The 21,712-nt window shown below is 55.4% G+C and carries 20 protein-coding genes; 16 read left to right on the top strand and 4 right to left on the bottom strand.

What is annotated here, in order from left to right; genetic code table 11:
- The first annotated feature begins 25 nt into the window (after window positions 1-25).
- The 4 genes from pseF to HMPREF9098_RS10730 all read left to right on the top strand — a co-directional run bounded on the left by pseF (window position 26) and on the right by HMPREF9098_RS10730 (window position 4,239).
- The gene (gene pseF, locus HMPREF9098_RS10745) at window positions 26-733 is read left to right on the top strand and encodes a pseudaminic acid cytidylyltransferase (protein ID WP_040564487.1); all 708 of its coding nucleotides are present in this window, start codon (window positions 26-28) and stop codon (window positions 731-733) included.
- Entirely contained in the window at window positions 730-1,566 is an 837-nt protein-coding gene (locus HMPREF9098_RS10740; protein ID WP_003784744.1) for a PHP domain-containing protein, read from the top strand. The genes pseF and HMPREF9098_RS10740 overlap by 4 nt, the downstream gene beginning before the upstream one ends.
- A gap of 462 nt (window positions 1,567-2,028) precedes the next feature.
- Window positions 2,029-3,459: a sodium:proton antiporter gene (locus tag HMPREF9098_RS10735; RefSeq protein WP_003784740.1), complete on the top strand. Its 1,431-nt coding sequence runs from the start codon at window positions 2,029-2,031 to the stop codon at window positions 3,457-3,459.
- Window positions 3,460-3,552: 93 nt separating this feature from the next.
- Window positions 3,553-4,239: a 16S rRNA pseudouridine(516) synthase gene (locus HMPREF9098_RS10730; protein ID WP_003784738.1), complete on the top strand. Its 687-nt coding sequence runs from the start codon at window positions 3,553-3,555 to the stop codon at window positions 4,237-4,239.
- Between the two features lie 85 nt (window positions 4,240-4,324).
- Here the strand turns inward: HMPREF9098_RS10730 and HMPREF9098_RS10725 are convergent, their stop codons facing one another.
- Window positions 4,325-4,930, bottom strand: coding sequence for a nitroreductase family protein (locus tag HMPREF9098_RS10725; protein WP_003784735.1), 606 nt, complete (start codon window positions 4,928-4,930; stop codon window positions 4,325-4,327).
- 210 nt (window positions 4,931-5,140) lie between these two features.
- On the opposite strand from HMPREF9098_RS10725, the gene mscL reads away from it, so the two are divergent.
- The 6 genes from mscL (at window position 5,141) to HMPREF9098_RS10695 (ending at window position 11,188) form a co-directional block, all read left to right on the top strand.
- Window positions 5,141-5,578 (top strand): large conductance mechanosensitive channel protein MscL, encoded by a 438-nt coding sequence (gene mscL / locus HMPREF9098_RS10720; RefSeq protein ID WP_003784733.1) that lies wholly within the window; start codon window positions 5,141-5,143, stop codon window positions 5,576-5,578.
- A gap of 142 nt (window positions 5,579-5,720) precedes the next feature.
- Complete coding sequence (gene yajC / locus HMPREF9098_RS10715) at window positions 5,721-6,050, top strand: preprotein translocase subunit YajC (protein ID WP_003784731.1); 330 nt, start codon at window positions 5,721-5,723, stop codon at window positions 6,048-6,050.
- A 132-nt stretch (window positions 6,051-6,182) separates the two neighbouring features.
- Window positions 6,183-8,042, top strand: a complete 1,860-nt coding sequence (gene secD / locus HMPREF9098_RS10710; RefSeq protein WP_003784727.1) for a protein translocase subunit SecD — start codon at window positions 6,183-6,185, stop codon at window positions 8,040-8,042.
- Window positions 8,043-8,047: 5 nt separating this feature from the next.
- A complete protein-coding gene (gene secF / locus HMPREF9098_RS10705) occupies window positions 8,048-8,989 on the top strand; it encodes a protein translocase subunit SecF (protein WP_003784725.1) in 942 nt (313 codons plus the stop codon).
- Between the two features lie 78 nt (window positions 8,990-9,067).
- Window positions 9,068-9,421 carry a RidA family protein gene (locus HMPREF9098_RS10700; RefSeq protein WP_003784722.1) on the top strand — a complete coding sequence of 118 codons (354 nt, stop codon included), beginning with the start codon at window positions 9,068-9,070 and terminating at the stop codon, window positions 9,419-9,421.
- Window positions 9,422-9,865: 444 nt separating this feature from the next.
- A complete protein-coding gene (locus HMPREF9098_RS10695) occupies window positions 9,866-11,188 on the top strand; it encodes an MFS transporter (protein ID WP_003784716.1) in 1,323 nt (440 codons plus the stop codon).
- A 258-nt stretch (window positions 11,189-11,446) separates the two neighbouring features.
- On the opposite strand, the gene HMPREF9098_RS10690 is transcribed toward HMPREF9098_RS10695, so the two are convergent.
- Window positions 11,447-12,487 carry a zinc-dependent alcohol dehydrogenase family protein gene (locus HMPREF9098_RS10690; protein WP_003784715.1) on the bottom strand — a complete coding sequence of 347 codons (1,041 nt, stop codon included), beginning with the start codon at window positions 12,485-12,487 and terminating at the stop codon, window positions 11,447-11,449.
- Window positions 12,488-12,720: 233 nt separating this feature from the next.
- On the opposite strand from HMPREF9098_RS10690, the gene HMPREF9098_RS10685 reads away from it, so the two are divergent.
- The 6 genes from HMPREF9098_RS10685 (at window position 12,721) to HMPREF9098_RS10660 (ending at window position 19,086) form a co-directional block, all read left to right on the top strand.
- On the top strand, window positions 12,721-15,039 hold the full coding sequence (locus HMPREF9098_RS10685) for a bifunctional acetate--CoA ligase family protein/GNAT family N-acetyltransferase (protein WP_003784714.1): 2,319 nt from the start codon (window positions 12,721-12,723) through the stop codon (window positions 15,037-15,039).
- A 232-nt stretch (window positions 15,040-15,271) separates the two neighbouring features.
- Window positions 15,272-16,702, top strand: a complete 1,431-nt coding sequence (gene gatB, locus HMPREF9098_RS10675; RefSeq protein ID WP_003784710.1) for an Asp-tRNA(Asn)/Glu-tRNA(Gln) amidotransferase subunit GatB — start codon at window positions 15,272-15,274, stop codon at window positions 16,700-16,702.
- A gap of 249 nt (window positions 16,703-16,951) precedes the next feature.
- Window positions 16,952-17,218: a SemiSWEET family transporter gene (locus tag HMPREF9098_RS10670; RefSeq protein ID WP_003784708.1), complete on the top strand. Its 267-nt coding sequence runs from the start codon at window positions 16,952-16,954 to the stop codon at window positions 17,216-17,218.
- A 107-nt stretch (window positions 17,219-17,325) separates the two neighbouring features.
- Window positions 17,326-17,460, top strand: coding sequence for a hypothetical protein (locus HMPREF9098_RS11885; protein ID WP_003784706.1), 135 nt, complete (start codon window positions 17,326-17,328; stop codon window positions 17,458-17,460).
- Window positions 17,461-17,549: 89 nt separating this feature from the next.
- A complete protein-coding gene (locus HMPREF9098_RS10665) occupies window positions 17,550-18,515 on the top strand; it encodes a nuclease-related domain-containing protein (protein ID WP_003784704.1) in 966 nt (321 codons plus the stop codon).
- 139 nt (window positions 18,516-18,654) lie between these two features.
- Complete coding sequence (locus HMPREF9098_RS10660; RefSeq protein WP_003784702.1) at window positions 18,655-19,086, top strand: hypothetical protein; 432 nt, start codon at window positions 18,655-18,657, stop codon at window positions 19,084-19,086.
- Between the two features lie 74 nt (window positions 19,087-19,160).
- Here the strand turns inward: HMPREF9098_RS10660 and grxB are convergent, their stop codons facing one another.
- Together grxB and HMPREF9098_RS10650 are read right to left on the bottom strand one after the other, a co-directional pair.
- A complete protein-coding gene (gene grxB, locus HMPREF9098_RS10655; RefSeq protein WP_003784701.1) occupies window positions 19,161-19,814 on the bottom strand; it encodes a glutaredoxin 2 in 654 nt (217 codons plus the stop codon).
- A 36-nt stretch (window positions 19,815-19,850) separates the two neighbouring features.
- Window positions 19,851-21,704, bottom strand: a complete 1,854-nt coding sequence (locus tag HMPREF9098_RS10650; RefSeq protein ID WP_040564485.1) for a lytic transglycosylase domain-containing protein — start codon at window positions 21,702-21,704, stop codon at window positions 19,851-19,853.
- Window positions 21,705-21,712 lie beyond the last annotated feature (8 nt).

Genomic DNA, 21,712 nt, shown 5'->3' with positions numbered 1-21,712 from the left:
TTTTTTGCCCACCACCGAAGCCTTTATGACCCTGTGTATCATCCCCGCACGCGGCGGCAGCAAACGCATTCCGCGTAAAAACATCCATCCGTTCAACGGCAAACCCATGATTGCCCACAGCATTCTGGCCGCCCGAAGTGCAGGCTGCTTTGAACAGATTATCGTGTCCACCGATGATGACGAAATCGCACAAATCGCCCGGCAATACGGCGCAGATGTGCCGTTTGTGCGCCCTGCCGAGCTGGCGGACGACTTTGCCACCACCGGTGCCGTGATTGCCCATGCCGTCGGCCATATGCGGCAACACGGCTGGCACGGGGAAAACGCCTGCTGCCTGTATGCCACCGCGCCGTTCGTCCGTGCGGAAGATTTGCAGGAAGGCTTGCGGCAATTATCGGAACAAAACGCAGATTTTGCTTTTTCCGTGACCCGTTTCCCGTTCCCGATACAGCGCGCCCTGCGCATGAATGCCGAACGCGGCGTTTCCATGTTTGCGCCGGAAAATTTTGCCGTGCGCTCGCAGGATTTGGAGGAAGCGTGGCACGATGCCGGGCAGTTTTACTGGGGCAGTGCGGATGCCTGGTTGCAGCAAAAACCCATTTTCAACAGCCGCAGCATCGGCATTCCCCTGCCGCAGCACCGCGTGCAGGACATCGACACCGAAGAAGACTGGCGGCGCGCGGAATATTTGGCGCGGCTGTTGGCCGACGAAGCGCAAAAGGACGCACCATGATTGACCTGCATTGCCATTCCCATATCTCAGACGGTGCGCTGCCGCCCGAAGAAGTGGTGGCGCTGGCCGCGAAAAACGGTTGTACCATGCTCGCGCTCACCGACCACGACCACACGGGCGGTTTGGCCGCCGCACGCTCGGCAGCACAACAGCACAATATCCGCTTTATTAACGGCGTGGAAATCTCCGTTACCTGGCGCGGGCGCACCATCCACATGGTCGGTTTGGATTTCGACGAACACGAAAGCAGCCTGCAGTCTTTGCTGGCGCAGTTGCGGCAGGGGCGCATCGAACGTATGGAAAAAATTGGCGCGAAGCTGGCCAAACGCGGCATTGAAGGCGCGGCGGCCGGTGCATTATCGCTGGCGGCGAATCCCGAAATGGTGTCGCGCACCCACATGGCGCAATGGCTGGTGCAACAAGGCTTGGTGCGCAACAAGCAGGCTGCGTTTACCCAATTTCTGGGCGAAGGCAAATGCGCCGCCGTGCGCCACCAATGGGCGGAACTGGCCGATGCGGTGGCCGCCGTCCGCGCGGCAGGAGGGCTGGCCGTGATTGCCCATCCCATGCGCTACGACATGTCCGCCACCGCACGGCGGCAACTGTTTGAAGAATTTAAGCAACTGGGCGGGCACGGCATCGAAGTGCACAGCAGCAACTGCAGCTTGGGCGACCGCCTGAATTACGCATTACTGGCGCAACGTTACGGCTTGCTCGCCAGCCTCGGCAGCGATTTCCACCAAGAAGGCGGATACAGCGGCGCGATGGTGGGCATCTGCCCCGAACTGCCACCCACCTGCGAACCAGTTTGGAAGCACTTCCGCAACGCATAACCGAACGAAAAAAGCAGCCTGCACGCTGAAAATATAGTGGATTAAAATAAAAATGAGACAAGGCGGCGAGCCGCAAGGCGTACAAATAGTACGTCAAGGCGAACCAACGCCGTATCATTGCGATTTTAATTCACTATAAACGTGCAGGCTGCTTTTTGCGGCATATTCTCGGCATCGGTTTCCGCGCATGATTCCGACGCGGCTTGATTTGCCCGACGCATTTCATCAACCGCCCCCTTCCGATTCCCACTACGGCTTCCGCCACGGGCGGCCACCCAAGCGTGGTGCGCGGCAAGACGCGCGAAAAAGCAGCCTGCACACGGTGCGCCGCCCAGATAAATTTGCATAAACCCCGAAAAAACCTTAAAATTTCTTTACACTTCTGCCGCGCGGCAGAATTCTTTATTGCGTGCAGGCTGCTTTTTGCCCCTGCCGCTTCACTGTTTCACCAAAGGACAATGAATGCACCACAAAATCAAACTTGCCCTGTTCCCGCTCCTCGCACTACCGCTCACCGCCAACGCATCCGGCTTTAACGCTGCCGAATTAAGCCTGGTTTGGGGTCTTCCTTTCGCCCTGATTCTGTTGTCCATCGCCACGGGCCCGCTGCTCTTTGCCCACACATGGCACCACCATTTCGGCAAAATCACCGCTGGCTGGACGCTGCTGTTCCTGATTCCGTTCACGCTCGTTTTCGGCTTTGGCGAAAGCGTCCACCTCATCGCGCATGCCATGGTGGGCGAATACATACCGTTTATTTTGCTGCTGCTGGCCTTGTACACCATTTCCGGCGGCATTCTGGTGTGGGGCAACCTGCACGGCTCGCCCAAACTCAACACCGCACTTTTGGCCATCGGCACCCTGCTCGCCCCCATCATGGGCACCACCGGCGCGGCCATGCTGATGATTCGCCCACTGCTGAAAGCGAACGACAACCGCAAACACAACGTACACGTCGTGATTTTCTTTATCTTTTTGGTGGCCAACATCGGCGGCGGCCTCACACCGCTGGGCGACCCGCCGCTGTTTTTGGGTTTCCTGAAAGGCGTGGACTTCATGTGGACGGTACAGCACATGCTCGCCCCCGTGCTGATTTCCACCGTCGTCCTGCTCACCATTTTCTATATCATCGACAGCCGCTATTTCGCTAAAGAAAGCGAACTTCTGCCGCGCGACCCGTCGCCCGACAGCGAAGAAGGCATCAAACTGTTCGGCAAATGGAATTTCGTCTTACTGCTCTGCGTGATTGGCGCGGTGCTGCTGTCCGGCATGTGGAAGCCGCAGCACCCCGGCTTCAATATTTTGGGAACGAATTATCCGCTGCCCAATCTGGTGCGCGACGCTATCCTGCTGGTTTTAACCGTAGTTTCCCTCGTTATCACGCCCAAACCCGTCCGCGCTGGCAATGAATTCAACTTCGACCCGATTGCCGAAGTCGCCAAGCTGTTCGCCGGCATCTTCATCACCATTTCGCCCGTGCTGGCCATGCTGCAAGCCGGCGAAAAAGGCGCTTTTGCCGGCATTATCTCGCTGGTGCACGATAGCGCCGGCCAGCCCATCAACACCATGTATTTCTGGATGAGCGGCATGCTTTCCGCCTTTTTGGACAACGCGCCGACTTATCTGGTGTTCTTCAACATGGCCGGCGGCGACCCGCACGAACTCATGCGCGGCGATTTGTTCCACACGCTTTTGGCCGTGTCGATGGGTTCCGTGTTCATGGGCGCATTGAGCTATATTGGCAACGCGCCGAACTTCATGGTGAAAGCGATTGCCGAACAGCGCAAAGTGCCGATGCCCAGCTTTTTCGGCTATATGGCATGGTCGTTCGGCATCCTGATTCCGCTGTTCCTCCTGCACACGCTGATTTTCTTCGTGTTCGGCTGGCTGTGATGCCCGAATCTTTCCCGCCATAAAAGTGCAGGCTGCTTTCCGAACCGGCAAAAAGCAGCCTGCACTCTTTTAACACATTGAATTATAAACACTATGAACATCATCAAATATCTCCAAGCCCAAGGCATCGACACGCGCAAAGGCTGCCAATGGCTGGTCAAACACGGCCTAGTGCAAATCAACGGCGCAACCGTGCCGGACGAAAAAGCCGACATCGCCCCCGACAGCGTGCAAACCCTCACGATTGACGGCGAAGACGCAGTGGTGATTCCGCTGCCCTATTTCTACATCCTGCTGAACAAACCCGCTGGTTACGAAACCTCGCACAAACCGCGCGACTATCCCAGCGTGTTTTCGCTACTGCCCGACCAAGTCCGCGCTGCCGACATTCAAGCCGTCGGACGTTTGGACGCGGACACCACGGGCGTACTGCTCATCACCAACGATGGACAATTCAACCACCGCATGACATCGCCCAAGCACAAAGTGGACAAAATTTACCGCGCCACGCTGAAACACGCCGCCGACCCATCACTCTGCGCCCAACTGCAAGCAGGCGTGCTGCTGCACGACGACAACGAAACCGTGTCCGCCCAAGCCGCCGAACTGCACGATGCGCACACGCTGATTCTAACCATCCGCGAAGGCAAATACCACCAAGTCAAACGCATGGTAGCCGCCGCAGGCAACCGCGTGGAACACCTGCACCGCCTGCAATTCGGCCCTTGGGACACGCAGGATTTGCAGGCAGGCGAATGGCGGTTTATCCGCGTGGAATAAGCGCAAGCAAAAATAAAAGTGCAGGCTGCTTTGGAACGGAATCAAAAGCAGCCTGCACTTTCATCATCATTTTAAAAACAATGATTTATGCACCATAAACCCGTAAACGCGAAGGCACGTCGGCAAACGTTTTCTCGCCCGCAGGCGCTGCAATACCGCCCAACACCATCTGCGCACGCAGCTTCCAATCGGCAGGGATATTCCATGTTTGCGCCACTTGCGCATCAATCACGGGGTTGTAGTGTTGCAGATTCGCCCCCACGCCGGCCGCCGCCAAAGTCGTCCAAACCGCATACTGCACCATCGCATCCGCATGTTCGGCCCACACGGGGAAATTGTCCGCATAAGCCGCAAACTGCTCCTGCAAGCCTTTCACCACCGACTGGTCTTCGAAAAACAGCACGCTGGCCGCCGCCGCTTTGAACATGTTCAGTTTGTCTTCCGTGGGTTGGAAGCGTTCCGCCGGCACGATTTTACGCAATTCGTCCAACGCGATGTCCCACAATTTTTCGTGTTCCGCACCAAACAGCACCACCAAGCGCGTTGATTGCGAGTGAAACGAAGACGGCGTGTGCAGCAGCGCATGTTCCACAATCTGCACCACTTCTTTTTGCGAAATGGGCAGGTTTTTGTTCAATGCGTACACAGAACGGCGGGTTTCGGCGGCGTGTTGCAAAATTTGTACAGACATTATCAATTCCTTTCAAAGATTTACATTAAACATAAAAGCATAGTAATTATAAGGTTCTTGCCGCCCTTCACCAAGCCGCCTTCGGTAAAATTTATTTTTCTTGTTGGTAAAACACGGTGTTTTTCGGTATTATCCCGCCCCTTTGGGCACAGGGCATCGGGCTTTGTCCGACCGAACCCTTTTGTTTTTCAACACACACAAGGAATTAAAATGTCTATTAAACAAGAATTTAAAGAATTTATCATGCGCGGCAACGTGATTGATTTGGCGGTCGGTATGGTCATCGGCACGGCGTTTTCGGGCATTGTGAAATCGCTGGTGGACGATGTGATTATGCCGCCCATCGGCCTGATTTTGGGCGGTATCGATTTCTCCAACCTGTTCATTACGCTGAAAGACGGCGCAACGCCTCCGGCAGACGGCTATGCCACGCTGGAAGCCGCCAAAACCGCCGGCGCCATCACGCTGAACATCGGCTCGTTCATCAACACGATCGTGAGCTTCCTGATTATCGCCAGCGCCATTTTCATGGTGGTGAAGTTAATCAACAGCCTGAAAAAGCAGCCTGCACCCGAAGCGGAAGCGCCTGCCGAGCCCAGCGAAGAAGTATTGCTGCTGCGCGAAATCCGCGATTCGCTGAAAAAATAAACCGCCGCTTCCTGACACCCTATCGAAAGCAGCCTGCACTTTTACCGCGAACACCGGTTCGGGGAAAAGTGCAGGCTGCTTTTTAATCGCAACTCTGTTAAAATCGCCCCTTGCTTTTCCATTTAACACATAAGGATTTTGTATGATTGAACTTGCCAATGCCGCCGCCGGAGCCGCTCCCCAGCAACCTTCCGGCTTCGTGGCGTTTCTGCCGTGGATTGCCATTTTCGCCGTGATGTATTTCATCATGATCCGCCCGCAGCAAAAACGCGAAAAAGAGCGCCAAGCCATGATTAGCGAGCTGAAAAAAGGCGACCGCGTTTTGTTGATGTCCGGCATGTACGGCCGCGTGGTGAAAACCGGCGAAACCGTGTTCACCGTGGAATTGGCCAAAGGCTTCACCGTGGAAGTGGAACGCAACGCGATTGCCGCCAAAGCGGATACTCCGGCCGAAAACACTGCCGGCGAATAAACGCGCCATCATGCTGCCGAGCCGTTTCGCCTTAACGGGCGATTCGGGCATCGGCAGTATTGCCGCCATCACAATGCAGCCGCCCGACCAAAGTGCAGGCTGCTTTCAAAGATACCGCCGAAAAGGTTGACCATGAACCGTTATCCCCTTTGGAAATATTTGCTTATCCTGCTGACGGTGGCGATTGCCGTCATTTACACGCTGCCGAATTTATACGGCGTGACCCCCGCCATCCAGATTTCCACCAACCGCCAATCCATCCACATTGACGAGTCCACCGAAAAAACTGTTGCCGATGCGCTGCAAAAAGCCAACATTGCCCACGACGGCATGTTTATCGCAGGCGGCAGCCTGAAAGTGCGCGTGTCGGATGCCAACAAAATCTCCGCCCGCGACGCCATCGACAACGCATTGGGCGAAGGCTACATCGTGGCGCAAAACCAAATCGCCAACAGCCCGGAATGGCTGGAAAAAATCGGCGCACGCCCCATGTTTCTGGGCTTAGACTTGCGCGGTGGCGTACACTTCACCATGCAGGTGGACATGAAGGCCGCGCTGGAAAAAACGCTTGACCGCTATGCCGGCGATGCCCGCCGCACCCTGCGCCAGCAACGCATCCGCACCGGCACCATCCGCAAAAGCGGCAACAGCTTGATTATCCCCTTCCAAGATGCGGCCGACATTCAAAAAGTCCTGCCCGAACTGAACAATATGATGGAAGGCGCACAGCTGACCAGCGAAGGCACGCAGCTGACCATCACGCTGCCCGAAACGCTGCTGGCGCAAATCCGCAGCGATGCCGTGAAACAGAACATCAACACGCTGCACAACCGCGTCAATGAATTGGGCACGGCGGAACCTGTCATCCAACAGGCAGGCGCAGACCGCATTGTGGTGCAGCTGCCCGGCATGACCGACACGGCAAAAGCCAAAGACATCATCGGCCGCACCGCCACTTTGGAAGTGCGCATGGTCAGCACCGATCCGGCATTGATGGAACAGGCCAAACAAGGCAACATCCCCGCCGACTACGAATTACTCACCGATGCGGAAGGCAACGGCTATCTGGTCAGCAAACAAGTGGAACTGACGGGCGACAACATCAATTCGGCGCAGGCTGGTTTTTCGCATAATGACAACCGGCCGGCCGTTGATTTAACGCTTGACAACGCAGGCAGCCGCATTTTCGGTGACCTGACTTCTGCCAACAAAGGCAAAATCATGGCCATGGTATTGATTGACCAAGGCAAATCCGAAGTGATTACCGCACCGCGCATCAACGAGCCAATTTTGGGCGGACGCGTGCAGATTACCGGCATGGAAAGCGTTGCCGCCGCCAACGACGTGGCCTTGCTGCTGCGCGCCGGTTCGCTGGCCGCACCGATGGAAATTGTGGAAGAACGCACCATCGGCCCGTCTTTGGGTGCGGAAAACATCAGCAAAGGGATTCACTCCACCGTGTGGGGCTTCGCGGCCGTTGCCCTGTTCATGATGGTGTATTACCGCCTGTTCGGCGTGTTCTCTTCGATTGCGCTTTCTGCCAACCTGCTGTTCCTTTTTGCGATTTTGTCGGCGCTGCAAGCCACGCTCACGCTGCCCGGCATTGCGGCCATGGCATTGACGCTGGGTATGGCCATCGACTCCAACGTGTTGATTAACGAACGTATCCGCGAAGAACTGCATGCAGGCAAAAAACCGCAGGCTGCCATCAAGGAAGGTTACGACCATGCGTGGGACACGATTTTGGACTCGAACCTGACTTCGCTGATTGCCGGTATCGCCCTGCTGATTTTCGGTTCCGGCCCGGTGCGCGGCTTTGCGATTGTGCACTGCTTGGGCATTATGACGTCGATTTATTCGTCGGTGGTCGTTTCCCGCGCGCTGGTGAACCTGTGGTATGGTTCGCGCCGCAAACTCAAACACATTTCCATCGGCGTGCGCCAAAACATGGCCGTGGTCGATGCCGATGACGGCAAAGCAACGCAGGAGTAAACATTATGGAATTATTCAAATTCAAACGCGATATTCCGTTTATGAGCTATGGCAAGCTCACCACTTTCATTTCTCTGGCCACGTTTATTCTGGCGGTGTTCTTCCTGCTAACGCGCGGTTTGAACCTTTCGGTGGAATTTACCGGCGGCACGCTGATGGAAGTGGAGTATGCTTCACAGCAAGGCGCGGACCTGAACCAGGTGCGCCACCAGCTGGACACTCTGAAAATGGGCGAAGTGCAGGTGCAGGCATTGGGCACGAACAAGCACATCATGATCCGCCTGCCGAACAAACCCGACGTATCGTCCGCACAACTGTCCAACCAAGTGATGGAAACACTGAAAAAACAAAGCCCGGACGTGAGCCTGCGCCAAGTGGAATTTATCGGCCCGGCAGTGGGCGATGAATTGGTCAGCCACGGTTTGAAGGCTTTGGGCATGGTCATCGTGGGCATTATCGCCTATCTGTCCATGCGCTTCGAATGGCGCTTTGCCGTGTCCGCCATCATTGCCAACCTGCACGATATCGTGATTATTCTGGGCTGCTTCGCCTTCTTCCGCTGGGAGTTCTCGCTTACCGTATTGGCGGGCGTGCTGGCGGTGCTGGGTTATTCGGTGAACGAATCGGTGGTGGTGTTCGACCGTATCCGCGAAAACCTGCGCAAAGGTTCGATGCGCAGCAAAACCGTTCCCGAAGTGATTGACAACGCGATTACCGCCACCATGGGGCGTACCATCATCACGCACGGTTCGACCGAAGCGATGGTGATTTCCATGCTGGTATTCGGCGGCGCGGCACTGCACGGCTTTGCCACCGCGCTGACCATCGGCATCGTGTTCGGCATTTACTCTTCCGTGCTGGTGGCCAGCCCGCTGCTGCTGATGTTCGGTCTGACCCGCGACAATGCGTTCAAGCAGAAGGAAGAAAAAGAAGAAGCGGTCGTTTAACCGCAAAAGCAGCCTGCACTTTGCCTTTTGTCCATGTGCAGGCTGCTTTTTTGTATTTAATTTTAAACAGGAGGTTTTATGGGCAATATCCAACGCTTGGGCAGCGGCGAACGGCTTTCGGAAGCCGTGGTGGCTAACGGTTTCGTATTCTTATCGGGCATGGTGCCGGAAGTGGCTTCGGACAACGTTACCGTGCAGACGGCAGACGTGTTGTGCCAAATCGACACATGGCTGGCACAGGCCGGTTCGGACAAAGCACACATTCTGGAAGCCACGATTTTTCTGGCCGATATGGACGACTATGCCGGCATGAACGCCGCGTGGGACGCATGGGTCGATACGCAGAACACGCCCGCGCGCGCCTGTGTGGAAGCCAAGCTCGCCAAACCGGAATGGCGTGTGGAAATTAAGGTTTCCGCGCTGGTGAAATAATCCACCTGCCGCAAAAAGCAGCCTGCACTTTAATTTACGAAGTGCAGGCTGCTTTTTGGGCTATGCAGCCAGCGGCGGGGCTTCTCGGATGTGCGCCAATCTCGGGGCGGGCTGCAACGCCAAAGAGTGGGTATGGCGGCGATACGCCATGCCCTGCCTTTAAATTTGCGGTTTCCGTTCGGGTTTGTGCGCGTTCACGGGAAAGGGAACGGGTTGCAGGCTGCTTTGTCAGGTTTCAGGCAGCCTTTGAACGGCAGATGTGGCTGACTGCAAAGTTTGTGGAATTGAGAAAGCAGCCTGCATTTAAGTTTCCGGAGTGCAGGCTGCTTTTCTCGCCGCCGCCCTGCTCCATCGGTCACGAATGATAAATTCTGGACGTTTTGTGTAAATTTGCGTATATTTTGCCTTTTCGTTTTTTTGGCCTTCACAACAACAAGGATTTTTATGTCTCACACACAATTACGCAACAATCCCTACAAAGTGGCGATTGCGTCCATGGTGGGTACTGCCATTGAGTTTTACGATTACTACATTTATGCGGCGGCGGCCGTGCTGGTCTTCAACACCCAGTTTTTCCCGAAAACGGACGAAACCGCCGGCATCATCCTGTCGCTGTCCACGCTGGCGCTGGCGTTTTTGGCGCGCCCCATCGGCTCTGCGCTGTTCGGCCACTTCGGCGATAAAATCGGCCGCAAAAAAACTTTGGTGGCCTCATTGCTGACCATGGGTTTGTCCACCGTCGCCATCGGCCTGCTGCCCAATTACGAGCAAATCGGCATTCTCGCGCCGCTGCTGCTGTGCCTGTTCCGCTTCGGCCAAGGTTTGGGCTTGGGCGGCGAATGGGGCGGCGCGGCATTGGTCGCCACGGAAAACGCGCCGGAAGGCAAACGCGCTTGGTTCGGCACCTTCCCCCAGTTGGGTGCGCCCATCGGCCTGTTCATGGCCAACGGCGTGTTCTTCCTGATCAGCTCGTCCATCGGCCATGAAGAGCTGGTGAAATGGGGCTGGCGCATTCCGTTCATCGCTTCGTTGGTATTGGTGCTGGTGGGCTTGTGGATGCGGATGACGCTGCACGAAAGCCATGTGTACCGCGAAGCCGAAGCCAAAGGCAAAACCAGCCAAGCGCCAGTGAAAGACGTGATGGCGAAACACATGAAGCCGATTTTGCAAGGCACGTTCATCATGGCGGCCACCTATGTGCTGTTCTACATCATGACTGCCTTCGTGCAAATTTATTCCAAACATCCGGTCGGCCTGTCCGAATTCGGCCATCCCAAAGGCTTGGGCATTCCGGCCAACACTTTCACGGGCTTTTTGCTGATTGGCGCCGTCGTGTTCGGTATTTTCATCAGCTTATCCGGCGTTTATGCCGACAAAATGGGCCGCCGCCGCTTCCTGATTTTGGTCAGCTCCGCCATTTTGCTGTTCGGCCTGTGCATGCCGCTGTTCCTGACGCACGGCTCGCCTTCTTCCGTGTTGGCATTCCTGCTCATCGGTATGGCGCTGATGGGCATGACCTTCGGCCCGATGGCGGCCCTGCTGCCCGAACTCTTCCCCACCGAAGTGCGCTATTCCGGTGCATCGCTGGCGTATAACCTTTCGGCGATTGTGGGCGCGTCCGTTGCCACCATGGTGGCCATTTGGCTGAACGACCACTACGGCATCTTCGGCGTGGGCGTGTATTTGGCCGTCAACTGCGCGCTGACGCTGATTGCGCTGTTCAGCACGCACGAAACCAAAGACGTGGATTTGACCCAAACGCATTAAACGCACTCAAAAAGCAGCCTGCACTTCATTTTTCAGTGTGCAGGCTGCTTTTAGGTTTTCGGCAACCGGAAACCTGCCGCGGATACGGCCATTATAGTGGATTAAAATTCCAATGATACGGCGTTGCCAACGCCCTTATATACTCCCGTACACGGCGGGTGTTGCCGCCTTATCTCATCTTTATTTTAATCCACTATAAAAAGCAGCCTGCACATTGGAATTTCCCAAAAGTGCAGGCTGCTTTCATCTTGCAGACGGTTAATCCATGGTCAGGACCACTTTCATCGCATTGTGTTCCGCCGCATGTTTGAACACATCATATGCCTCTACCAATTCGCTGAATTTGAAATGGTGCGTCAGCATTTTGGTGTAGTCCACGCTGCTGGTGGAAATCGCCTTCATCAGCATTTCGGTGGTATTGGCGTTTACCAGGCCGGTGGTGATTTTCAGGTTTTTAATCCACAATTTTTCCAGTTTGAAATCAACAGATTTACCGTGCACACCCACCACGGCCACATTACCGCCCGCTTTCACCACTTCTTGGCACATATCCCAAGTTACCGGCAGGCCGACCGCTTCAATCGCCACATCCACGCCATCCTGACCCACAATCGCCAATACCTGTTGGCGCACATCACCCGCAGCCGGATTCACGGTATGCGTTGCGCCCAATTCCTTCGCCAGTTTCAAGCGGTTTTCATCCATATCGCACACAATCAGCACGCTCGGGCTGTACAACTGCGCCGTGAGCAATGCCGACATGCCCACCGGACCCGCACCGGCAATAAACACCGTGTCGCCTGGGCGGACATCGCCATACTGCACGCCGATTTCATGCGCGGTCGGCAGCGCGTCCGACAGCAGCAGCGCCACTTCTTCATTCACACTGTCTGGCAGCAAAATCAGGCTGTTGTCCGCATACGGCGTGCGCACGAATTCAGCCTGCGTGCCGTCAATCATATAGCCCAAAATCCAACCGCCGTTGCGGCAGTGGGAATAGAGCTGCTGTTTGCAGTTGTCGCAAGTGCAGCATTTCGATACACAGGAAATGATGACTTTGTCGCCTTTTTTGACGTTTTTCACCGCCGAGCCGACTTCTTCCACAATCCCGATGCCTTCGTGCCCCAATATCCGGCCTGCGGAAATTTCGGGATTTTTGCCCTTCCAAATGCCCAAGTCCGTGCCGCAAATAGTGGTTTTGGTAATCTGCACCACTGCATCGGTCGGATCGATAATGCGCGGTTTGTCGTGTTCTTCAAAACGGATGTCGCCTTCGCCGTAGTAAACCATTGCTTTCATGATGTTTCTCCCTTTGGGTTGCGTTTTGGCAAAACGGGCGGACGCTTGGCCAATCCACCGCGCAACACAATCGCCACATTGTGTGAGAATGATTATATTCTCACTTGATTTATTTGATAAAACTTTTACAATTCAATGTGTTATATCATAACAAAGGAAGCAGGCCACGCGGTTTGACTCTTATGCGAAATATACCTAAACTAACCGATTCCGCGTATAAGTAAGGATTGGTTATGCAGCACCGGCTCACTTCCCTGTTCCATCCCAAAGGCATTGCCGTGGTGGGCGCATCCGACCGGCACGGCAGCTTCGGGCGCAAGGTGTTTTCGCAATTATGGGCCGACCATGCCGCGCCGACCATCGTGCCGGTGAATCCGAGCCACAAAATGGTGGGCGGGCAAAAAGCGTATGAATCGCTGACCGAGGCGCAGCAGGAGCACCGTTTGGATACTGCGGTGGTGATTTTGTCGCCCGACAAATTGGCCGGCATTGTCCGCGAGGCAGGCAAAACCGCCATCCGCCAGGTGATTTTCGTCAGCGAAATCGATGCGCCGAACCATTCGGCGCGGCAGAAACTGGAACGTGCGGCGGCATTGGCGCGCAAGGCGGATATTCAGCTGCTGGCCATGCCGGCGGGCGGTTTGCACGGTGTGTTTGCCATGCCGAAAAAAGCAGCCTGCACCTATATCGGCCAGTCGTCCGACATTGCCGACTGCATGACACATTATGCGCAGGAACGCGGCATCGAATTCAGCCGCTTTATCACGCTGCATCCGCAGGATTATCCGGTCAGCACCGGGCAAATCATTGATTTCGTGGCCGCCGAAGACACCACCACTTCGCTGTTGGTGCACGTGAGCGTGCTGGACAACGTGCGCGAATTGGTGAGCGCGTTGGCTTATGCGGCGCGGTATAAACCGGTGATTGTGCTGACCACGCTGCCCAATGCGGCGCAAGAGGCGCTGTTCACGCAGGCATTAGAGCGCGTGCATGTTTTGTCCGTGCACACGCTCACGCAGTTTTCCACGGCAGCGAAACTGGTGCATACGGGCATTACCAGTCGCGGCAACCGCCTGCACATCATCAGCAATTCTCCGCAAATCAGCGCATTAAGCTGCCGCGTGCTGGACAACACGCCGCTGGTTTTGGGCGGCAGAAGTGCAGGCTGCCTGCGCCAGTTGGGCAAGCTGCTGCCGTATAAACCCGAACGCCACAATCCTTTGGACGTGCCGATTGACACATCGCCGTCCGTCTTCCAATCGCTCGTCGAAAGCAGCCTGCACGATGAAGAATCCGATGCGGTGCTGGTGATTTACGCCGGGCAGCACAGCAACGACTGCCTGCAAACCGCGCAACTGATTTCACAACTCCAAGCCAAATCGAACAAACCGCTGCTGCTAACCTGGCTGGGCAGCGCCGACACCGACAGCGTCCGCGACCAGTTCAACTGCCAGAAAAACCTGCATTTCAAACAGCCGGAACATGCGGTTCAGGCATTGGCGCAGCTGGATATTTACCGCAACCGCCAGCAGAACCGTTACGCGCTGCAACCGTTCCACGATTACCGTTACGCCGTGGCCGCCGCCGAAGAGCTGCAAAAATCACTGCGCCCGATGATTCCCGTGGCCGTGCTGAGCGCGGGCAAAAGCCACATCACCCATCTTTTGAACACGCTGCGGCTGCACAATCTCACTGCCGAAGCCCAAAAGCAGCCTGCACTGCTGCACCTGCAATCGGAACGCGACCCCGTGTTCGGACAACTTATTCATCTGTATAACGAATCCGGCCGCCAAACCCTGCTGCCGCCGCTGTTGCCCACCGAAGCGCAGCGCGCCCTGCAAGCGCTCGGATTGGACGCCGGCATTTGGCTCGACTGCCTGCTCGATACCGCCGAAACCGTGTGTAGGCTGCCTGAAGTACACAGCCTGACGCTGGCGCTTACCGTTTCCGGAAAAGGCATTGCCTGCACGGAAGCCAAGCTCCACCTGCAAGACACGCCCTATCCGCCCGCACCGAACGTCTTCGCCCCGCCCCCTGCCCTGCCAACCGAACAATTCACGCTCGCCAACGGCCAAATCGTCCGCCTGCGCCCCGTGCGCCCCGAAGACGCCTCCCTGCTGCAAACCCTGTATCAGGGCATGGATGACCACAGCCGCTACCTGCGCTTCATGATTGCATCGCCCGAACTGCCGCCCAGCCTCATCGCCCGATTAAGCCACCCCGACTACCAGCGCGAATTCGCCCTGCTGCTGCACGACGACCAACACCGCCCGCTCGCACACGCCCATTACAGCACCGATGCCAACGGGCAAAGCGGCGAATTCGGCATCGGCATCACCCCGTCGCTGCAAGGACAAGGCGTGGGCGGATTCCTGATGCAGCAACTGCTACAACACGCGCAAAAACAAGGCTTGCAGCAAATGCGCGCCGAAATCCTTGCCGAAAACCACCCCATGCAGCGGCTCGCCCTCAAACTCGGCTTCACATTGAGCAAACACCCCGAAGACCCGCAGCTATTGGAAGCCCGGCTGGACTTGAACAATCATTCCTAATCGCGCCCATCAATGTTAAAATCCGCATGGTTGGCCACGCGGCACACATCAACGTGCAGGCTGCTTTTGAAAACGGCAAAAAGCAGCCTGCACGGACTTTACCGGCCGCCAAGCGAAAAAACGATGAAATCATGACAACTGCCGTTTTCAAGAATGCACAGACAATGGCTTCGTGCCGATATGTTCAGGCAGCCTGCAACCCCGAACAACACTTGATAAAGAAAGACCCCTTATGACCTGGGAAACCGTAATCGGACTGGAAATCCACGTCCAGCTCAACACCCAATCCAAAATCTTCAGCGGCGCATCGACTGCGTTCGGTGCGGAACCCAATGCGCACGCCAGCGTGGTGGAATGCGCACTGCCGGGCGTACTGCCGGTAATGAACCGCGAAGTCGTTGAAAAAGCCATCAAATTAGGCTTGGCTTTGGATGCGAAAATCAATCAGAAAAACGTGTTCGACCGTAAAAACTACTTCTATCCCGACTTGCCAAAAGGCTATCAAATCAGCCAGTTGGATTTACCAATTGTAGAACACGGCAAATTGGAAATCGTAGTCGGCGACGATGTGAAAACCATCAATGTAACCCGCGCGCACATGGAAGAAGATGCGGGCAAATCCGTGCATGAAGGCTTGAACGGTGCAACCGGTATCGACCTGAACCGCGCCGGCACGCCGCTGTTGGAAGTCGTATCGGAACCCGAAATGCGCTCCGCCGCCGAAGCCGTTGCCTACGCCAAAGCCTTACACAGCCTGGTGACCTGGCTGGACATCTGCGACGGCAATATGGCGGAAGGCTCGTTCCGCGTTGATGCCAACGTATCCGTGCGTCCGAAAGGTCAAGCGGAATTCGGCACGCGCCGCGAGATTAAAAACCTCAATTCCTTCCGTTTCTTGGAGCAGGCGATTAATTACGAGGTGGAAGCGCAAATCGAGATTTTGGAAGACGGCGGCAAAGTGCAGCAGGCAACCATGCTGTTCGACCCGGAAAAAGGCGAAACCCGCGTGATGCGTTTGAAAGAAGACGCGCATGACTACCGTTACTTCCCCGACCCCGATTTGCTGCCCGTCATCATTTCAGACGGCCAGTTGCAAAAAGCCAAAGAAGAAATGCCCGAGCTGCCGAAAGAAATGGCGGCGCGTTTCGTGGCGGATTACGGCGTGTCCGAATACGACGCGCGCCTGCTCACTGCCGGCCGCGTGCAGGCTGCCTATTTTGAAGAAGCCGCCAAAACCAGCGGACAAGGCAAGCTGACTGCCAACTGGATGAACGGCGAACTCGCCGCCACGCTGAACAAAGAAGGCATGGAACTTGCCGACAGCCCGATTACCGCCCCACGCCTCGCCGCGTTGGTAGGCAAAATCGCCGACGGCACATTAAGCAGCAAGTTGGCGAAAAAAGCCTTTGAAGCCATGTGGGCGGAACCCGAAGCCACTATTGCTGAAATCATCGAAAAACACGGCTTGCAGCAAATGACCGATACCGGCGCGATTGAAGCGATGGTGGACGAAGTGCTGGCCAACAATGCCAAAGCCGTGGAGCAATTTAAATCCGGCAACGAAAAAGCCCTGAATGCGATTGTGGGACAAGTGATGAAGGCCAGCAAAGGCAAGGCGAATCCCGCGCAGGTGCAGGAACTGATTAAAGCGAAGTTGGGGTAAATAAAGTGCAGGCTGCCTGAAAACAGATTTTCGGATTTCAGGCAGCCTGTCGATTAAAAAAAGGGCTGTCCTAGATAGTTAGGAAAAGTGTAAACAGCGCAACGATTTCCTACAGGAAACCGCGCGGGTATCAATATTTGCTCCACAGCCGGTCAAGCCATTGTTCGGTAAGCCTTTATTTCGGCAGCAATATTGACACACTATATAACTGGCTGTATAATAATAGTTTTTGAGAAAGGATACTTATTCATGATAAGCAAGAAAAAATTCAATACTTTTATCGGAAGCATAGGCGCGGCAATCGGGATTTTTGTATTCATCGCCTATATTCCCCAAATTATCGCCAATTTGGATGGAGCAAAGGCGCAACCATGGCAACCTCTGTTTGCGGCAGTATCCTGTTTGATTTGGGTTTTATATGGTTGGAGTAAAGAACCCAAAAAAGACTGGATTTTGATTGTGCCCAATGCGGTTGGCGTGATATTGGGTTCTTTGACTTTTCTGACTGCACTTTAAAAACAACCGACGCGGTAGCGTAATCGTCATCGTAAAGGCTACCTGAAAACGATAAAAGGTTTTTCAGGTAGCCTGAAACCGTTTTTAAACCGGAAAAGGAAAATGCAATGAAAACTGTCGCCGTTATTATCTTGGAACAGTTTGCCGACTGGGAATCCACTTTGCTGACTCCGGTTTTACAACAATTTGCCGGCGAAACGGTATTGCAGCCGCGTAAGATATTTAATGAAGAAGGGGTATAGACAGACACCCCCGACCGAATGCCGGGCGGCTTTTGAGGCCGTCTGAAAACCCCCCGATTTGTCCTTTTGTCCGAAAGAAAGCCCGAACCATGCTGATTAAAGAAGCCGACAGCCGCCAAAGCGACCTTGACGAACTCAACGCCCTGCTTGCCCTGCCGCATGTCAATGCCGATACCAAGCAGCAAATCCGGCAGGAAATCCGCAACATCCAATCCGGCATCAAAGGCGAAACCGATGCCGCATTCCAAATCAACTTCCATTACGAAAACAGCCATAAATGGGCGGTCATCCACGACTTGCGCTTGGAATTTGAAGGCCACGCCGCGCAAATCGACCACCTGCTCATCAACCGTTTTCTGGAAATCTATGTGTGCGAAAGCAAGCGTTTTGCCGAAGGTATCGGCTTCAACGAGCACGGCGAATTTTACCGCTATTCCCAAGGCAAACCTTATGCCATCGAATCGCCCATCGAGCAGAACAACCGCCACATCCTGCTGCTGCAGCGCCTGTTCAACAGCGGCGAAATCAACCTGCCCACCCGCTTGGGCTTCCGCATGAAACCCTCGCTGCACAGCCTGATTCTGATTGCCAATACATCCGCCATCCGCCGCCCGAAAAACAGTAAAAAAGTGGACGGTATGGACAGAATTATCAAGGTGGAGCAACTGCTTAAACGCAGAGACCAAGATTTAAAAGAAGAAAACTTTCTGCATACCTTCAGCAGCGTCAATAAATTGATTTCAACGGAAACGCTACAAATTCTCGCCGAAAATCTGGCGGATTTGCATACGCCGGCGAAGAAGAATTGGAAAGCCCGTTTCGGCATTCCCGATATGCCGTCCGAACAAACGCCCCCGCCCGCAAACATCCCCAAAAAGCAGCCTGCACCCCCTGCCGCCACGGCAGAACCCACCAAACCGATGCGTCTGTTCTGCGCCGACTGCAAAAAAACTGTCAGCCAAAACGTTGCCGATTTCTGCTGGAACAACAAAGTCCGTTTCCACGGCAGGGTATATTGCTTCGACTGCCAGCGGAAATATAAGGCCGGTTCATAGTGCGGAGTGATTCGCCAATACAGATAAAAACACCCCGCAGGCTGCTTCTGCCTGCCCAAAAGCAGCCTGCACTTTTATCAACGGAAACCCACATAACGGCAGGCACGAACCGTGGTTTTCCCTATCTTCGGAGATTATTATGAAAATTGCCAAAATCATGGCTTTGTGGCTGGCTCTGTCCGGCAGCGCGTTCGCGGCCGGCTTGGACGCATCCGATGCCGGCGACTATGTGCAGCTGGACAAAGACCAAAAGCCCACACAAATGCAGATGCGTTATTACCAGCGCGGCACGCAATGGGTGATGGACGGAAAATTCGGCGATGGCGAGTGGATGCCGGTGTGCCAAGGCACGGGCGAATGCCGCCTGCAAACTTCCCCCGCACAAAAAGTGCGCGAATGGAAAGCCCTGCTGCCTGCCGAACTCCGAGCCATGCCGATGGCGTGCATCCACAATAAAGCATTTGCCTTCTGCCGCATGAGCAAGCCCGATAATCCGAACATGCGCCTATATTGGTGGTTCGCTTGGCGCAACGGGCAAACCTATGCGCTGGGCTTAAACCGCGTGCGGTAAAACACATCGGCCATAAAAAGTGCAGGCTGCTTTTGAATATCCGTTCAAAGCAGCCTGCACTTTCATTTGACGACTTAAACCGCGCGGTCAAAAAACAGCGGGATTTGGGTCGCCTGCGACATGGTACGCACATAATGCGCCACATTGTCGGGATAGGCCGCGCCTTTCACCATGCTCAAATTACGCAGCAGCGGGAAGACGAGGATGTCTTCCATGCTCAAATGCTTGCCGTTCACATAGTCCGCGTTCGGCGCAATCAGGCCGTCCAGCGCACGCAATGCTTCCTGCGCCTGCGCCAGATAGCGCGGCGTTTCCTGCAATAATTGCTCAAACGAAGCCTCCAGCCACGCTTCTTTTTTGCCTTTGAAATAGGCAACGGACGATTCAGCGGCAAACTCGGGCAAGTCCAACTGCACATCGCGCGGCATAATCAAGCGGTAGCCCCAATCGCCAAATGCCTCTACCCACGCCTGAATTTCGGGGCGGACGGCTTCATCCAGCGCGCTGCTGTCTTGGCGGTAAAAATAACGTACGATGTCCAAACTTTCGCCCATGTGGCTGCCGTCTTCTTTTTGCAAAATGGGCAGTTGTTTCGCGCCAATCAGACGGATGGGCGTGTCCTCATCGTCGTTGGGCAGGTACACCAATTCGGTGGCCACGCCGCGCAACGCCGCCGCCATACGGGCGCGTGTGCAGAACGGGCAATGGTCGTAAACATATAATTTCATTTTAATTTTCCTCAATTAAAAGGTGCAGGCTGCTTTTTAACGCCCCGGAACCGTGCCCATGCGCTGTTTCAGCGATGTGTTCGGCTGCTGCATAATGCTGGCGTAATACACTGCGTTGGTCATCACTTTTTTCACGTAATCGCGCGTTTCGGAGAACGGAATCGTCTCGGCATAAATCGCGCCTTCCATGGCGCTGCCCTGCCATTTGCGCGCCCTTCCCGGCCCTGCGTTGTAGCCCGCCGTGGCCAGCACTTCGTTGTTTTGCAGGCGGCTGCGCGCATCGGCCATATACCACGTCCCCATGCGGATATTGCCGTCCATGGTGTATAACTGTTGGCTGTCCATGCCGATTTTACGGGCAATTTCACGTGCCGTGGCCGGCATTACCTGCATCAGACCCTGTGCGCCCACGCTGGATTGCGCGCCCATCACAAAACGGCTTTCTTGGCGAATCAATCCGTATACCCACGCAGCATCCACGCCGTGCTGGCGGCTGTAGGTCTGCACTAAATCGCGGTAAGGCGTGATATAGCGCAGATGGTAGTTCAGCAGATTGTTGGTTTTGTCGGCGCTATAAATCGCCATTTCATAAAACTGGTGGTTATAGGCCAACTGCGCGGCGGCCAGCAATGTCGGCTCGTTCATCTCGCGCGTGGCATAACGCCATTCGTTTTGCGCTTGGCGGCGCATCTTCCAGTCTTGGTTTTGCAGGCTGGTGTGGAACAGGCTCAACGCACGGTGCACCGCGCCGTCTTTGCTGATTTGCTCAACCTGTGCCGCGCTGGCTTGGGCAACATTGTTCTGCGTGGAAATCCGCTGACCCAGCTCCTCGGTGGCCAGCACCGCATAGAAATTACGGCCGGTTTGCACCGCTTGGCGATAAAGTGCCTGCGCCTCTGCCGAATGCCCCTGTGCCGCCAGGGCACGGCCGCGCCAATACAGCCATGTCGCATCGCGCTGGCCGGATTCGGGCATGCTGGCAATCACGCTGTCCAAGGTCTGCCAATGTTTTCCGCGCAAGGCAGAACGGGCGAACCAGTCGAAATGTTCCTGCGTCAGTTGCGAGCGGTCGGCCTGAGCGTATAAGGCCAGCGCTTGGTCAAACTGCTGGTCTTTCGCATAAGCGGTGGCCAACACGCCCCAGCCGAAGCCTGCCTGTTCGCCGGTCAGGCTGCCTGCCATCTGCTGCAAACGCACGGCCGATGCCTGCGGCGTTTTCTGTGCCGCGGTGCTGATGACGCTGCGCAACTGGTTTTCCTGCGCACCCGCGCCGTCCGTGTTTTCCAACGGGCTGCCCAAGGCCGCCGCCAACGTGCGGGCATAAGCCACCTGGTCGGCCGCCAATAAAATGCGCACGCGCCGCCAAGCACGGCTCTGGTTCACGCTGCCGATATTTTTTTGCAGCAGCAAAAAGCAGCCTGCACTCAATTTATCGCCGCTTTCCAACACATCGTTGACCAAGCGGCTGTTTTGCTCGATGCCGAACGCGGCAGCATAGCATTTGGTTTCGGTATCGCGCCCAGCTTCCGGCAGCAAGGCGTATTGCTGGCGGAATTGCGCCACGTCGCCGCGCGTGCCCAAGTTTTTCAGCCACGCCGTGCGGATGCTTTCCGTCATCGCGCTCGGCTGTGCGGTGGACAAGAATTGCGCCACTTGGGCATCGGCACCATTTTTGGCGGCAGCCTGCATACTGTCGAAACGATAGAAATCGTTCACGATTTTATCGGGTGTTTCACTCGGGCGTTGCAAAGCCTGCACGCCGGTCATTGGCTGCTGTGCGGTGGCCGGTTCGGGTTTCAGCTCCACCGGTTTTTGCTGTGCGGCACAGGCGGACAAAATAGCGACGGCAATGCCTGCAATGCCGTTGAATGCGATTCGCGTCAAATACATAAATAATT

Source organism: Kingella denitrificans ATCC 33394 (genome assembly GCF_000190695.1).
GTDB lineage: Bacteria > Pseudomonadota > Gammaproteobacteria > Burkholderiales > Neisseriaceae > Kingella_A > Kingella_A denitrificans.
This window is presented reverse-complemented; position numbering and strand designations above follow the sequence as displayed.